Here is a 14,338-nt window from a genome sequence, read left to right on the forward strand (position 1 = left end):
GCATCAACCTAAACCTCAACCGGAGGCGATCATGAGCAACGCCGTTGCCACAATCTCCCAGGACATTTACGGCACCCGCGACTCCTTCGCCTCGGTGCTGACCGACCGCTCGCTAAACTTCGAGCGCGAGGCCGAATTCGCAATTCAGACAATCACCGCCAACGACTACTCCATGAAGCTGGCCGTGCAGAACCGACAGTCGGTGGTCAACGCGGTTACCAACATCGCCGCCATCGGCATCAGCCTCAACCCGGCAAAGAAGCAGGCCTACCTGGTGCCGCGGGACGGGAAGATCTGCCTCGACATCAGCTACATCGGCCTCATGGACTTGGCCATGAACACCGGCGCCATCCGCTGGGCCCAGTCGGAACTCGTCTACACAAGCGACAATTTCGCGCTCAACGGCTTCGACAAGCCACCGACTCACTCCTACAACCCGTTCTCCAAAGATCGCGGCGAGGTGATCGGCGTCTACGTGGTGGTCAAAACCGCCGATGGCGACTACCTGACCGAGACCATGAGCGTGGACGAGGTCAATGCGATACGTGACCGGTCCAGCGCCTGGAAGGCCTGGATTTCGAAGCAGAAGTCCTGCCCGTGGGTGACCGACTGGGGCGAGATGGCCAAGAAGACCTGCGTGAAGCGGGCTTACAAATATTGGCCAAAGACCGAGCGCCTGGAAGAAGCCATCCACTACCTCAACACGGAGGGTAACGAAGGCCTGCAGCAAATCAACGGCAAGCCCCAGGCCGATGCCGATCTTGCGCGGCGCTGGATCGACCAGGCCGTATCGTGCCAGTCGGTCGACGCGCTGCAGCAGATCTGGCAGGCCGGCCTGGCAGATATCAAAGCTGCCAAGGACATGGCCGCGTACAGCCAGTTCAAGACGCAGGTGGAGAAACGCCGCGCCGAACTGCTTGAACTCGAACCCGCAACTTTGGAGGGTGAAGCACAATGATCCTCATCGAATGCGAACAAGGCAGCGCCGAGTGGCACCGCGCGCGTGCCGGCTGCATTACTGCCAGCATGTTTGGCGTGGCCAGGTCGCGCACTGGCAGCTTGGACGAAAAGCAGCAGGCGTACGTGACAGCCATGCTGTCTGGCTCAACCGAGGCCGAGGCCCGAGCGGCTGCAGGCTACAAGACAGCACCGCGCGCCGAGTCGATACAGCGCGCTCTGGAGGGCAAACCAGTCGGCCAGCCAGCCGAGGCAGCCCTGAACTACGCCTTCAACCTGGCAGTTGAGCGGATAGCCGGTGAGGCGCTGGATAACGGCTTCGAGACCTGGCAGATGAAGCGCGGGCACGAGCTGGAGCCCATGGCCCGGATGGAGCATGAGATGCAGACCGGCCTGATCGTTCAGCGCGCCGGGTTCGTCACCACCGACGACGGCGCGTTCGGCGCCAGTGCTGACGGCCTGATCGGCGAGGACGGTGGCAGCGAGTACAAGTGTTTCATCGCTCCCGACAAGCTCCGCGCCTTCCACATCGACAACGACGCCAGCGGGATCATGGATCAGGTCCAGGGCTGCATGTGGATCACCGGCCGAAAATTCTGGCACGTCGGAATGTACTGCCCGGCCCTGGAGGCTGTTGGCCGCCAGCTCTGGTGGGCTGAATTCAAGCGCGACGACGACTACATCGAGCAACTTGAAGCTGATCTCTGGCAGTTCAAGCTGCTGGTGGACGACTTCGAGGCGAAGCTCAGGAGCAAGGCAGCATGAATCCATCAATCGACCTGGAGGCCGCCAAAGCGGCCTTCTTCGCCTCTGGCGGTCAGCTTGTAGTGCTGGAGGGCTTCACCTACCAGCCGCTGCCGCAACGCAAACACCCGGAGCCCTGCCGTAAAAGGCGCAAGGGCCCACCGCCCGTCCAGAACGGCACGCGCCAGGAAATGGCCATGGCCCGCGCAGATCTGGTGGCGAAGATGGCCGAAACCATGACCTGCCGAGAGGCCAGTCTAGAGCTGAATGTGTCCCAGTCATCACTGTGGGACATGGCCAAGCGCTACGGCTTCAAGTTCCTCCCAGGCAATCGTGGCAAGCACACGGAAACGCCAGAAACAGAGGATCGCGATGCCAGGCTGGCCGAGCGCATTCGAGCCCTTCGTGATATTGGAGTGTCGAGGTACGCCGCCGCCCTCAAGCTCGAGATCGGCCATTCCACCTTGAATCGCATCGTTGAGAAGTTCGACATCGACTTCCCGCGCAAACGACCCAGGAGGTAGCCATGCAAAGCAGAAGAAAGCAAGTCTTCCCCCTTCCGTACTACCAGGGCCGCACCGCCCGAGCCGCTGGCCGGTGCCGAGCCTCCCAGCCATACCCCGAAATGACAGTCGATAGCGCCTGGTGGCTCGGGGGCTGGCACGACTGCGATATAGAGCTTACCGATGAACCGAAGAATCACCCGATCGCTACAGCTGCACAGGCGGCGTGAGCAATTCAACCTACCGCCCAGCGGATTGAAGGAGGTGCCGTATGGCGATGGACCAGGCAGAGCGCGACCGGCGCCGGCGCGAGAAGGCCGAGCGCCTGCAGGAAGAAGACCTGCGCTTGAAGGTTCGACCAGGGACTAAACAGGCCCTGCTGGAGCTGATGGAGTGGGCTGGGATCGAGGAACAGGGCGAGGCGATGACGCTGATGATTCATCACATCGAGGCGCTGGGGCATCACGCACTGTTCAGGATCGCGCGCCACGAAATCGAGGCTCACCGATCTGTGGCGCGGACTGAGCCGCTGCGGCTGTCGGCCAGGAAGCGGACCGGCCAGCACCTGCGGGCGATCTGCGGCTGGGCAGACGCCTCGTACAGCCAGATGATCGAGGCGCTGATTCACGGCATCCACGCCCTAGGCCGGCGGCACGCGGCGAAGTTTCTCACCCCGCCACGTCACGAGATCAGCATCTCGCCGCGTCTGGCCCTAGCCTTTGACCGGAAGAGCATGCTGATGATTCAGCAGGACCCGGGGGACGAGGTAATCAGGCCTGTTTTTTGATCAAAGCCCTTTGTTTAGAATGGACCTGGCGAATTCTGCATGCGCGGCCTTCTGCATTTCCAGCCAGTTATCGAAGTCGGTGTTTTCCGATATGAAGGCGTCCCATTCATCGTCAGGGATAGCGGCGAAATCTTCAGCGGAATCGACTTTGAATCCGGATGCTGCGAACAGCGCATCGAGATCTTCGAACTTGCTGTGGGCAGCCATGAAAGACGGATTCATCAAATCCACAAGCTTCACCTGCTTAGTGGCTTGAAGCTCCTTTGCATTTTTCATCAGCTTGTCTAAACCGCTTCGGTTGATTTTGACCGACATACCTGACTCCGCTCTGTAGACCGGCCACATGCCGGTCACCCGTAATACCCCATCCCAAACCAAATTGCCACCATGCCGCATCCGGCCACGGAGGGCGGCGCATGCATGGAGAAAGCCATGGACAAGCACACCAAGATCCTCATCGCAGAGATCCCCGGAGAATGGACCGAGCGCACCCGCTCCGGGCACACCAACATCTGGAACTGCATGAATCACGACCGGCCCCACCGCAACGGCCTGCCGGAAGTGAAACTTGAGCCGCCTGAGAAGGGCCTGTACGCCGAGCGCATCGACGGCGCGTGGTACTGGGTATCAGGCTGCAACAAGTGTAACGGCGAGACAGGCAAGTGGAGCTACATCGTCTGCGAAAAGCACAACGTCTGCAGCTGCTGTGGAACCCACCGTTCTCAGTTGACGGACACCCCTTGGGGTACTCGAGATGGGTTCACCTGCAAGCCTTGCCAAGAGCGTATCGATGCCGCTGCCAAGGCAGAGGCCCTGGCCAAGTTCGCTGAAGCGGAGTTCGACGCATCGGACTTCGAGTATCAGGACGAGTGCAAGTGCCCGCATTGCGCTTCTGTCATCCACATCGAAACCGAGGACTACGGCGACAAGACGATGTCCTGCGACGTGTGCGACGGCCAGTTCGAGCTGACCCTCAACTACGAGGTCACCTTCAGCACCAAGGTCATCGGCGAGCGCGTTACGGCCTGACCCTCCCGCGCTGCCCGCCAGCGCCTTCCCCTATTCAACGATAACGCCTCCCCGGCGAGGATCAACCATGAACCCAATCGCCCTGCAGGCCTTGCTAGACGCAAGGCGCCGGCTTGTGAAGGCCTTGCCCGAGCCGTCGCGTAGATTCTGGACCGACGCGGAGGTGGCCAGGCTCCGGGCGCTGTACCCCGACACCCCAATGCCGGACCTGGTCCGCACATTCAATCGCCCCGACCACGCCATATACAACAAGGCTCATGCCTTGGGGCTTGCTCGAAGCGCCGAGTATCTCGCCAGCGAGCATGCATGCCGCCTGCGACGGGATGACAACCCTGGAATCGAATATCGGTTCAGGCCCGGCCAGGAACCGTGGAACAAGGGCCTGAAGGGTCTGCAGATTGGAGGCGAGGCCACCCAGTTCCGAAAGGGCAACAAGCCTCACACTTGGCAGCCAGTAGGAACGGAGCGGGTCACCGAGGACGGCATACGGCAGCGGAAAGTATGCGATGACGGCCCATCGTATCGCCGCTGGAAGTCGGTGCATTCCCTGCTGTGGGAAGAAGCCCATGGCGAGATCCCGCCAGGCCACCTGGTGGTGTTCAAGGATCGCAACCCAAAAAACATTGAGCTCGATAACTTGGAACTGGTCAGCCGCGCCGAGAACATGCGCCGCAATACCATCCACCGGTATCCGCCTGAGCTCAAGTCGACCATCCGCCAACTCAGCAAGCTCAAGCGAGCTATCAGCGAGGCTACCAGTGAAAAACAAGATGACTGACCTCCGTAATCACCTCTTTGCCACCCTGGAAGCGCTTCAGGATCGGGATAACCCCATGGACATCGACCGTGCCAAGGCGATTGCTGACGTCGGGAAGGTGCTGGTCGACTCGGCCAAGGTGGAGGTTGCCTTCATCGTCGCTACTGGGGCCGATGCTTCGTCCACCGGGTTCATTGAATCAGAGCGCTCACTGCCTTCGCCTGGCGCACGTTAACAGGAGTTACCCATGCCACAGAACAACGACGCCCACGGCTGGATAGCCTGCGACGACGGCCTGCACCTGATCCAGATGGACAAGAACCTCAGCCATTACGGCTGGGTGTTCAGGAAAGTTGATGGCGGCCTGCCCTACTCGGTTCGCGAAGCCACGCCCCACGAAATGGCACACGCCCAAGCTCGTCAGCACCTGCGGATTGGAGTCGCGCAGATCGCTGGGCAGGCGCCAGCCCCGCAGCCCCACCCCGAGCCAATAGCCTGGATGGTTGGTACTGCCTTCTGGTGGACCAAAGAAGAGGCAGAGAGGGATGCGGCTGCGATGGGGCTGCCTGTGGTTGGCCTGGGGCCGATGACGGGCAGCGCGCCAGCCCAGCAGCACCAGGGCAAGCCGATCATGCTCACCGCAGTGGCCACACTGGTCGATGACGGCGATGGTGGCCTTGAGCCGGACTGGCTGCTCGAGGGCGGTACCGCCGAATTGTTCGCGGGAATGACTTTGTTGGTCGCTGAGAATGCTCCTGACCTGTGCAGCGAGGACGGCAGCGCGCAGGTCTACACCCACCCAGCGCCAGCCGACCCTGCCGAGGTTGAGCGGCTGCGCGACGAGTTGGAGATTGTCAAAAACAATGACCTCAAGTGGCGGGGTTTGCGGGAGCAAGAGGCGGAGATAGAAAATTTGCGCGCTCAGCTGGCCGAGCAGGAATCGCTGCTGCGTGATTCTCGTGGGTGCGTGCAGGATTCGGCAAATAATGCCGACTGCGCCGCTAATCAGCTGCTGTACACCAGCCTACTAAGTGAAATCGACGTAGCCCTATCAGCCAGCGCAGAGCCTCGACCTTTCCGCATACCTGACTGCCCTGATTGTGCTTGTGTGCAGGACGGCCAGTGCCTGTGCTCGCCTAGTAAGCCCAGCGCAGAGCCGATCGAGCAAGCCACTCACTCATGTGGCCTTGATGTCGTATCCAGGTGCGTAGCTTGCGCGAAACCTAGCGCGCCAGTTGAGATCGACGAGCGCCCTGAAGGCTGCTGCTGCCCACCAAAAGGATATAACGGACTTTGGGCTGCTGGCCCTTGCCCGGTCCACCAGGGGCTGAGGAAATTAGAGCAAGCCCGCACCGCCCTAGAGCGCAAGCCTTCCTGACCATAGGAGTACATCTGTACTCCTTTCGCTGTAACCCCTCTCCCCTCTATTCACTGCCGCGATATAGCGGCCAAGGAAGCGCTATGCCCAAGAAAAGAGTGGCCATGAAAGCCCGCATCGAAAAGAAGCTCAGCAAGCGCCTGGTCGAGCTGTTGCCCTCGGTCTATCGAAAGGCCTGGCGTGATCAGGAACCGACGGAACTGGCGTACGACCAGGGCTCCAGTGTGCGACACGTTCTGAGTGTTGGCGGCGGCGTGGACTACTGGGGTGAAGGACAGGACGCCTACACCGTCTGGGAGGATTGGCAGATGAACTGGTGCTGGCACGGACCGTTCGAGGCCTATCCGAACGGCCATCGCTTTGAGGGATACCCCAACACTGAAGGCTTCCGCCCCACCACAATCAACCTGCTGAAGCTGGCTGCCCAATGCGAGCGGACCAGTAAGGAGTGGCCATGATGACCCGCCTCGCCCTCTGCCTCCTGCTGCTGGCCACCCTGGCCGGCTGCCAAGGGGAAGCTGAATCAACCACGCGCGCCGGCTCGGACTTTAAGGTCGATCGGCTGTTCAAGGTCGACGGCTGCACCGTCTACCGATTCCACGACGGCGGCCGAGCCCGGTACTTCACCAACTGCGCTGGCTCTACCCAGTGGGAAGAAAGCTGCGGGAAAAACTGCTCGCAACAGAGCGGCGTCACCGGCAGCAACTTCCAGGCCGGCAACGAGCGCCAGCTCTCCCCGCACGAAACCCAACCCGAACCTACACCCACTATGGCGCCTGGGCGCTGGATTGATGAGAGGCATGTGCTGTGAGCAAGATCGACTGGAGCAAAGCGCCAGAATGGGCAGACGGGCACGGTCTGGTCGCCCATCACGGCATCACCGAAGTGTGGATCAACATGGACCAGTACGCCGTGGTCGGCGCCGAGGATCGCTCCTATCCCTATGGCGGCGGGACCGGCGATCACCGGCACAACTTCACCCGGGGCCAGGTGCAGTACATCACGCCCCGCCCTGGGAAATGGGACGGCACAGGACTCCCGCCAGTAGGTACGGTGTGCGAACGAAGGTTCCACGACAACGAAGGAAGCAGTTGGCAGCGCGTCACGGTCACCGCCCACGGCCACAAGAAAATCATGTGCCTCGAAGAAACTGGTGATGAGTGGGCCCACTTTGGGCTGGAAGTTTCCTTCCGGCCTGCCCGCACGCCCGAGCAGATCGCTGAGGATGAGCGTCTGCACAAGCTCCGCAACGCTCACACTGCCATAGCAAGAACGCTTGAGTCTTTCCGTGGTGATATCCCCGCAGAGGCAGTTTCCCGGCAGGTGATCGAGGCGATGATCGACGCCGGATACAGCAAGCAGGTGGCGCCATGACCGACCTGATCGAAGTGAGGGTATCCAACCTGGTCGGCGAGGCGCTCGGTTGGGCAGTCGGTAAAGCCGAAGGGCTGGATGTGTACTTGGAGCCGCCCGGCTACAACGGTGTGCCTTGGCGAGTGTTCGCTCGGTACCAAGGCCTGGCCATCGAGCACACCAAGCGCTACAACCCGTGGGAGGACTGGGCGCTGGGTGGGCAGCTAGTTTCGAAGTACCAGATTGCCTTGGTCCCCGAGGCTCACGATGGAATGGAAGGCACCGAGCGGTCTGAGCGGTGGTTCGCTGATGTGTATTACAGCGGTGGCGAGCAGTACACCACCGAGCATTGCGACAGCGCCCTGATAGCCGCCTGCCAGGCGGTTGTTGCGACAGAATTCGGCGATACCGTCCAGGTGCCAAAGGAGTTGATCCATGCCGACTGACAAAAACAGCGTCGAAGCGTTGATGAAGGCCTGCCAGCGCGGCGTGCCAGGCAAAGGACCGGCGATCGAAGCGGCCAATAACCTGCTTGCCGAGTGCTACGGCCTGCTGGGCAAGCTCGCCGCCCAGAACGAGGCGCTGCGCAAGGACCGCGATAGCTTGCGCGAAGACCGAGACAGCCTGCTCGAGGCCGGAGGACACCTTCTATGATCGCCCTCGCCTACATGGCCTATCTGATCTACAGGGGGCCGCGATGAGTGAGCCATCTTTCCCAGATGCGCGCCGGAAAGTCGTCGGCGAGACCTGGATACAGGTCGACAAGGTCGTGAAAGAAACGGTGACCAAAAATACCGCCAGGTACGTGATTCATCGCACACGAACCCGCGCGATCCTTCTGGAGTGCGGTCACGCGCTTGAAGTGACCCGATTCAAGAAGGTGCCCACCAACAACACCATTTGCCACGCCTGCGACCTGCCCCGGCTTAACCATCTGATCGACCAGAGCCTTCGGCGCGCCGGGGATCCTCAAGCCTAACCCCTCCCCATACAACTCAAGCTCGCCGACATGCGCGGGCGAGGATTCTGCATGCTCGAAAACATCGAGGTGGTGCGCATCAAGCGCTTCGCCGCAAACACGGCTGGCCGCGATTTCGCGGTCGGCGACATTCACGGGCACTTCACCCGCCTGCAGGCCGCCCTGGACGCAGCCGGCTTCAACCCGGCAGTTGACCGGCTGTTCAGCGTGGGCGACCTGGTCGACCGTGGGCCGGAAAGCCTAGCAGCCCTTGAATGGCTTGAGCGTCCATGGTTTCACGCGGTGCGCGGCAACCACGAGGAAATGACCGTGTCGGCTTTCCGCGAAGGGAATACCGACCTGCATTTCTGCAACGGCGGAGCCTGGTTCTACGCGCTATCGCAGGATGAGCGGGCCGATGTCGTTTTGGCGCTTGAAGCCCTTCCGCTGGCCATCGAGGTTGAAACCACGCACGGGATTGTCGGAATCGTTCACGCGGACGTGCCATATGGTCGCTGGCCAGATTTCGAGCTGAGCATTGAGACTGGCTCCCCGGCAGAGGTGGACCATGTTCAGGCAGTCGCCCAGTGGTCCCGCAGCCGGATCAATGACGGCAATACCGAACCAGTAGCTGGCATCAGCGCCGTAGTGGTCGGCCATACCCCGCTCCGGCAGCCTGCCGTGCTCGGCAATGTTTTCCACATCGACACCGCCGGCTGGATGGATGGCCACTTCACCCTGCTGGAGCTTGGCTCCCTCCAGTGCACACCACCAATCAAGCCAGGCGTCAGCCACGACTGGGACTGACCGAGGAGGAACCCATGAACCTGATCGACTGCTACGTGACGAAGATCCTTGGCGAGCCGTACCGCAAGTTCGGCGCCTGGTGGGTCGATGTCGAGTACAACGCCTGGGGCAGCACCAGCAAGACCAGGCTCATGTTCCGCACCGAGGAAGCCGCCCGGGCGGCGAAGGTCGGATACCACTTCACGGCCTGACCCTTCTATATAAAGGAGACACCCATGCGACCCGCAGAAAACATCGACCGCTTCCTGCGCCTCGACGAGGTGCTGCACGTGACCGGCATTGGCCGAAACACCGTCTATCGCAGAATCCGTGAAGGCACCTTCCCAAAACAGGTTAAGATAGGCCCCAATTCGGTTGCCTGGCGCCAGTCGGACATCACCCAGTGGATGACCTCTTTCGACCCCAGCGACGACCAATCAGTACATTGAGCAGTACATTGAAACGCCAATTTCCGCTCAAGCCCTTATCCCACCAGCTATACAGGTCCACCAGTGGAAATCTTCAAGGAATTCACTTTCGAATCGGCCCACCGCCTGCCCCACGTGCCTGCCGGGCACAAATGCGGCCGCCTGCACGGCCACTCGTTCAAGGTCGGGCTGCACTTGACCGGCCCGCTTGACCCCCACACAGGCTGGATTCGTGACTTTGCCGAGGTAAAGGCAATCTTCAAGCCGATCTACGAGCAACTGGACCACAATTACCTGAACGACATCCCGGGCTTGGAAAACCCCACCAGCGAAGTGATCGCCAAGTGGATCTGGGAGCAGGTCAAGCCGCTGATGCCGGAGCTGTCGAAAGTGCGTATCCACGAAACCTGCACCAGTGGGTGTGAATACACGGGCGACTGAGGCACGCACGCGGCTGGGCGAGCATCACTGGAACGGGTACTCCTGAATCTCCAGCGTCACCCGCCCGCGCTGCCCGGTGGCCTTGCTGTTCAGGTACGGCTTGCCGAACTGCTTGTAGCGTTTGACGGCAAAATCGTCGTAGGTCGCAAGCGTCAGATTGTGGTGCAGCGCCCCCACCGTCAGCCGCGTTGGCGCCAAGCCCTCCAGGCGCCAGAGGTCGTTGGCCGCAATAATTGTACTTTCGGGCGAATCGAACAGGCTGATGTACATGGCCATGTAGCCTGACAGGTCGGCCTCCATCACATACTTCATGATTCTGGGGGGCATACTCGGGCGCAGCACGGCGGGCCTGACCTGGTAGTAATAGCCACCGCCCAGGAAATGCCCCTCATAAACCCCGAACCAGAACCTGTCGGCAAGCACACCCTTGCCATTCTTAGACTGATTGAGCGGCTCGCTACGCATGTAAGTGTCCAAGCCGTCGTTACCGTCGAAGCGCATCCACACGGGGACAATCCCTGGCGCGTTCTGATCCCACTTACCGGGCTCTACACGGGTGTCATCCAACTGCCACCAGACTTTGGCAATGAAAGAAGTCTTAGGCACAAAACGATAATAGATCGGCATGAACGAGCCCTCGCAAGAATGAAGGGCGAGCTTGTCATGCCGCTGCGGGGCATTTCAGATGGAACGAGGCGCTAAGGCAGTGCAGCCTTGAGAAACGCCGGGGCGATATAACGCTGGTAGTGCGCCTCGGACAACAGGAAGAACTCACGGTCGATGGCATCGCGCAGCTGCGGCAGCTCCCAATCGCGAAACTCCGGCAGCAGCACCATGCCGTAGGCCTCCAGGTCACGGATCATCCGCGCCCCGCGGGCAATCAGCTGGTAGGCCCAGCAATACTCCGACTGCTGCTCGACAAAGCGGATGGAGCGCTGCTCCAGTTGCTGGCGCAGCAGGCTTTTGTCGAACACCTCAAGCTTGGCCATCATCACCTGCACCAGCAATTGCTCAAGGCGCAGCCACACGGCGCGCTTCTGGCCGTCGTCGTAGCCGTTCCAGTTGATCACTTCGTGGTGGAAACGCTTGCAGCCACGGCACACCGTGTCTCCGTACACCGTGGAGCACAGGCCGACGCAAGGGGTCTTGATGGACTTGTTGGACATGAAAAACAACGGCTTGGCGGTGGAACACCGGCCCATGTTAGCCCTTTGTCTAACCAGGGTCACCCGTTAAAGTCATGTTCTGCGCCTTACCTTCGGGCTTTTTTTGCCGTAGAATCATCCCGCCTTTTCAAAGGCAACAATGTCCGTTGGAAGCTGTTTTCAAAGCGTCACGAGCACAGTTAATCCGGTAGAACGGCGTTGGCCCGGGCCATGCACCCCTCGCATGCCCGCGCCAGCCCTCATCAGCTCCCCGTTCTGCAGGCGTAAAACTTTGAAAGCAGCTTCTGTAAGGATTCTTTGCGACTCTGGCTGGGCGGCCCACAAAGCCGTGGCAGCGCATGGGTGCATCGAATGCTGGATAAGCGTCCCGGACCCCCTTTAGGGACCACTGATGAGGGAAATAACTGTGCTTGAAGCCTACCGCAAACACATCGAAGAGCGTGCCGCCCTGGGTATCGTGCCCCAGCCGCTGAACGCCGAACAAACTGCAGGCCTGGTCGAGCTGCTGAAAAACCCGCCGGCCGGCGAAGAAGCCTTCCTCGTAGACCTGATCACCAACCGCGTACCACCAGGGGTCGACGAAGCTGCCTACGTCAAGGCTGCTTTCCTCTCTGCCGTCGCCAAGGGCGAAGCCAAATCGCCACTGATCGACCGCAAGCACGCTGCCGAGCTGCTGGGCACCATGCAGGGCGGCTACAACATCGAAACGCTGGTTACGCTGCTGGATGACGCCGAACTGGGCGCCGTCGCGGCCGAACAGCTCAAGCACACCCTGCTGATGTTCGATGCCTTCCACGACGTGGCTGAAAAAGCCAAGGCCGGCAACGCTCACGCCAAGGCTGTTCTGGAATCCTGGGCTGCCGGCGAGTGGTTCACCTCGCGCCCGGCCATCGCCGACAAGTACACCCTGACCGTGTTCAAGGTACCTGGCGAAACCAACACCGACGACCTGTCGCCTGCCCCGGACGCCTGGTCGCGCCCTGACATCCCGCTGCACGCCCTGGCCATGCTGAAAATGGCCCGTGACGGCATCGAGCCGTCGCAGCCAGGCTCGGTCGGCCCGCTGGCCCAGATCGAAGCGGTCAAGGCCAAGGGCTTCCCGGTTGCCTACGTCGGTGACGTGGTCGGTACCGGTTCGTCGCGTAAATCCGCTACCAACTCGGTGCTGTGGTTCTTCGGCGACGACATCCCGTACGTGCCGAACAAGCGCGCCGGTGGTTTCTGCTTCGGTACCAAGATCGCCCCGATCTTCTACAACACCATGGAAGACGCCGGCGCCCTGCCGATCGAATTCGACTGCACCAACCTGGCCATGGGCGACGTGATCGACGTGTACCCGTTCAAAGGTGAAGTACGCCGTCACGACAGCGACGAGCTGGTTACCGAGTTCACGCTGAAAACCGAAGTACTGCTGGACGAAGTCCGCGCTGGCGGCCGTATCCCGCTGATCGTCGGCCGCGGCCTGACCGAAAAGGCCCGTGCCGAACTGGGCCTGGGCGCTTCCGACCTGTTCAAGAAGCCAGAGCAGCCTGCCGACACCGGCAAGGGCTTCACCCTGGCGCAGAAAATGGTCGGTCGTGCCTGCGGCCTGCCAGAAGGCCAGGGCGTACGCCCAGGCGCCTACTGCGAGCCGAAGATGACCACCGTCGGTTCCCAGGACACCACTGGCCCGATGACCCGCGACGAGCTGAAAGACCTGGCGTGCCTGGGCTTCTCCGCTGACCTGGTGATGCAGTCGTTCTGCCACACCGCGGCCTATCCGAAGCCGATCGACGTCACCACCCACCACACCCTGCCAGACTTCATCCGCACCCGTGGCGGCGTGTCGCTGCGCCCGGGCGACGGCATCATCCACAGCTGGCTGAACCGCATGCTGATGCCTGACACCGTGGGTACCGGTGGCGACTCGCACACCCGCTTCCCGATCGGCATCTCGTTCCCGGCCGGTTCCGGCCTGGTAGCCTTCGCCGCGGCCACCGGCGTCATGCCGCTGGACATGCCAGAGTCGATCCTGGTGCGCTTCAAGGGCAAACTGCAGCCAGGCATCACCCTGCGTGACCTGGTACATGCCATCCCTTACTACGCCATCCAGAAGGGCCTGCTGACCGTCGAGAAGAAAGGCAAGAAAAACGCCTTCTCCGGCCGCATCCTGGAAATCGAAGGCCTGGACGAACTGACCGTCGAGCAAGCCTTCGAGCTGTCCGACGCCTCGGCCGAGCGTTCCGCTGCCGGTTGCACCATCAAGCTGCCAGAGAAGGCCATCGCCGAGTACCTGCAGTCCAACATCACCCTGCTGCGCTGGATGATCGGCGAAGGCTACGGCGACCCACGCACACTGGAGCGCCGCGCCCAGGCCATGGAAGCCTGGCTGGCCAAGCCTGAGCTGCTGTCGGCCGACGCCGATGCCGAATACGCCGAAATCATCGAAATCGACCTGGCCGACGTCAAAGAGCCTGTGCTCTGCGCGCCAAACGACCCGGACGATGCCCGCCTGCTGTCCTCGGTACAGGGCGAGAAGATCGACGAAGTGTTCATCGGTTCGTGCATGACCAACATCGGTCACTTCCGCGCTGCCGGCAAGCTGCTGGACAAGGTCAAGGGTGGTATCCCGACCCGTCTGTGGCTGGCCCCGCCAACCAAGATGGACGCTCACCAGCTGACCGAAGAAGGCTACTACGGCATCTACGGCAAGGCCGGTGCGCGCATGGAAATGCCAGGCTGCTCGCTGTGCATGGGTAACCAGGCACGTGTGCAGACCGGTTCGACCGTGGTTTCCACTTCGACCCGTAACTTCCCGAACCGTCTGGGCGACGCCACCAACGTGTACCTGGCATCGGCCGAGCTGGCTGCTGTCGCTTCGATCATCGGCAAGCTGCCGACTGTCGAAGAGTACATGCAGTACGCGAAAGACATCGACAGCATGGCTGCCGACGTTTACCGCTACCTGAGCTTCGACCAGATCGCCGAGTTCCGCGAAGCTGCGGCCAACGCCAAGATCCCGGTGGTTCAGGCGTAAGCTGAGTTGTAAGGTGTAAAAGAAAGCCCCGGCAG

General features: G+C 61.2%; 22 protein-coding genes. 19 read left to right on the forward strand and 3 right to left on the reverse strand.

All coding sequences use genetic code 11. The annotated features are described in order from the left end of the window. The first annotated feature begins 31 nt into the window (after positions 1-31). The 4 genes from ACIP02_RS14365 (at position 32) to ACIP02_RS14380 (ending at position 2,991) form a co-directional block, all read left to right on the forward strand. The gene (locus ACIP02_RS14365) at positions 32-958 is read left to right on the forward strand and encodes a recombinase RecT (protein ID WP_400617463.1); all 927 of its coding nucleotides are present in this window, start codon (positions 32-34) and stop codon (positions 956-958) included. Next, positions 955-1,722 (forward strand): lambda exonuclease family protein, encoded by a 768-nt coding sequence (locus ACIP02_RS14370; RefSeq protein ID WP_400617464.1) that lies wholly within the window; start codon positions 955-957, stop codon positions 1,720-1,722. Before ACIP02_RS14365 ends, ACIP02_RS14370 begins: the two co-directional genes overlap by 4 nt. Continuing rightward, a complete protein-coding gene (locus ACIP02_RS14375; protein WP_400617465.1) occupies positions 1,719-2,225 on the forward strand; it encodes a hypothetical protein in 507 nt (168 codons plus the stop codon). The genes ACIP02_RS14370 and ACIP02_RS14375 overlap by 4 nt, the downstream gene beginning before the upstream one ends. Positions 2,226-2,475: 250 nt before the next feature. Beyond that, positions 2,476-2,991: a hypothetical protein gene (locus ACIP02_RS14380; protein ID WP_400617466.1), complete on the forward strand. Its 516-nt coding sequence runs from the start codon at positions 2,476-2,478 to the stop codon at positions 2,989-2,991. Here ACIP02_RS14380 and ACIP02_RS14385 read toward each other — a convergent pair whose 3' ends face one another. Beyond that, positions 2,992-3,306 (reverse strand): hypothetical protein, encoded by a 315-nt coding sequence (locus ACIP02_RS14385; protein WP_400617467.1) that lies wholly within the window; start codon positions 3,304-3,306, stop codon positions 2,992-2,994. A gap of 117 nt (positions 3,307-3,423) precedes the next feature. Here ACIP02_RS14385 and ACIP02_RS14390 point away from each other — a divergent pair, with 117 nt between their 5' ends. From ACIP02_RS14390 to queD, 14 genes are all read left to right on the forward strand, one after another. After that, positions 3,424-4,020: a hypothetical protein gene (locus ACIP02_RS14390; RefSeq protein ID WP_400617468.1), complete on the forward strand. Its 597-nt coding sequence runs from the start codon at positions 3,424-3,426 to the stop codon at positions 4,018-4,020. Between the two features lie 67 nt (positions 4,021-4,087). Continuing rightward, positions 4,088-4,798 (forward strand): HNH endonuclease signature motif containing protein, encoded by a 711-nt coding sequence (locus ACIP02_RS14395; RefSeq protein ID WP_324725265.1) that lies wholly within the window; start codon positions 4,088-4,090, stop codon positions 4,796-4,798. Further along, the gene (locus ACIP02_RS14400) at positions 4,779-5,012 is read left to right on the forward strand and encodes a hypothetical protein (protein WP_041925462.1); all 234 of its coding nucleotides are present in this window, start codon (positions 4,779-4,781) and stop codon (positions 5,010-5,012) included. Before ACIP02_RS14395 ends, ACIP02_RS14400 begins: the two co-directional genes overlap by 20 nt. A gap of 12 nt (positions 5,013-5,024) precedes the next feature. Then, positions 5,025-6,155 carry a hypothetical protein gene (locus tag ACIP02_RS14405; RefSeq protein WP_400617469.1) on the forward strand — a complete coding sequence of 377 codons (1,131 nt, stop codon included), beginning with the start codon at positions 5,025-5,027 and terminating at the stop codon, positions 6,153-6,155. A 104-nt stretch (positions 6,156-6,259) separates the two neighbouring features. Continuing rightward, complete coding sequence (locus tag ACIP02_RS14410; protein WP_400617470.1) at positions 6,260-6,613, forward strand: hypothetical protein; 354 nt, start codon at positions 6,260-6,262, stop codon at positions 6,611-6,613. After that, positions 6,613-6,966, forward strand: a complete 354-nt coding sequence (locus tag ACIP02_RS14415; protein ID WP_400617541.1) for a hypothetical protein — start codon at positions 6,613-6,615, stop codon at positions 6,964-6,966. The genes ACIP02_RS14410 and ACIP02_RS14415 overlap by 1 nt, the downstream gene beginning before the upstream one ends. After that, on the forward strand, positions 6,963-7,529 hold the full coding sequence (locus ACIP02_RS14420; protein WP_400617471.1) for a hypothetical protein: 567 nt from the start codon (positions 6,963-6,965) through the stop codon (positions 7,527-7,529). The genes ACIP02_RS14415 and ACIP02_RS14420 overlap by 4 nt, the downstream gene beginning before the upstream one ends. Next, positions 7,526-7,954 (forward strand): DUF2591 domain-containing protein, encoded by a 429-nt coding sequence (locus tag ACIP02_RS14425; protein ID WP_400617472.1) that lies wholly within the window; start codon positions 7,526-7,528, stop codon positions 7,952-7,954. Before ACIP02_RS14420 ends, ACIP02_RS14425 begins: the two co-directional genes overlap by 4 nt. After that, on the forward strand, positions 7,944-8,162 hold the full coding sequence (locus tag ACIP02_RS14430; protein WP_392524786.1) for a hypothetical protein: 219 nt from the start codon (positions 7,944-7,946) through the stop codon (positions 8,160-8,162). Before ACIP02_RS14425 ends, ACIP02_RS14430 begins: the two co-directional genes overlap by 11 nt. 43 nt (positions 8,163-8,205) lie before the next feature. Continuing rightward, positions 8,206-8,487: a hypothetical protein gene (locus tag ACIP02_RS14435; RefSeq protein WP_054572452.1), complete on the forward strand. Its 282-nt coding sequence runs from the start codon at positions 8,206-8,208 to the stop codon at positions 8,485-8,487. A gap of 51 nt (positions 8,488-8,538) precedes the next feature. Next, positions 8,539-9,273: a metallophosphoesterase gene (locus ACIP02_RS14440; RefSeq protein WP_400617473.1), complete on the forward strand. Its 735-nt coding sequence runs from the start codon at positions 8,539-8,541 to the stop codon at positions 9,271-9,273. A 14-nt stretch (positions 9,274-9,287) separates the two neighbouring features. Next, a complete protein-coding gene (locus ACIP02_RS14445; protein WP_400617474.1) occupies positions 9,288-9,464 on the forward strand; it encodes a hypothetical protein in 177 nt (58 codons plus the stop codon). A gap of 24 nt (positions 9,465-9,488) precedes the next feature. Next, entirely contained in the window at positions 9,489-9,701 is a 213-nt protein-coding gene (locus ACIP02_RS14450; protein WP_054572450.1) for an AlpA family transcriptional regulator, read from the forward strand. 63 nt (positions 9,702-9,764) lie between these two features. Then, positions 9,765-10,121: a 6-carboxytetrahydropterin synthase QueD gene (gene queD / locus ACIP02_RS14455; RefSeq protein ID WP_016392794.1), complete on the forward strand. Its 357-nt coding sequence runs from the start codon at positions 9,765-9,767 to the stop codon at positions 10,119-10,121. Positions 10,122-10,145: 24 nt separating this feature from the next. On the opposite strand, the gene ACIP02_RS14460 is transcribed toward queD, so the two are convergent. Continuing rightward, positions 10,146-10,748, reverse strand: a complete 603-nt coding sequence (locus ACIP02_RS14460) for a hypothetical protein (protein WP_400617475.1) — start codon at positions 10,746-10,748, stop codon at positions 10,146-10,148. A 71-nt stretch (positions 10,749-10,819) separates the two neighbouring features. Continuing rightward, on the reverse strand, positions 10,820-11,287 hold the full coding sequence (locus ACIP02_RS14465; RefSeq protein WP_400617476.1) for a DUF1289 domain-containing protein: 468 nt from the start codon (positions 11,285-11,287) through the stop codon (positions 10,820-10,822). A gap of 406 nt (positions 11,288-11,693) precedes the next feature. Between ACIP02_RS14465 and acnB the strand changes: the two genes are divergently transcribed. Further along, positions 11,694-14,303, forward strand: a complete 2,610-nt coding sequence (gene acnB, locus ACIP02_RS14470; protein ID WP_400617542.1) for a bifunctional aconitate hydratase 2/2-methylisocitrate dehydratase — start codon at positions 11,694-11,696, stop codon at positions 14,301-14,303. The last annotated feature ends 35 nt before the right edge of the window (positions 14,304-14,338 follow it).

It is taken from the genome of Pseudomonas sp. NPDC089408, assembly GCF_044749445.1.
Taxonomy (GTDB): Bacteria; Pseudomonadota; Gammaproteobacteria; order Pseudomonadales; family Pseudomonadaceae; genus Aquipseudomonas.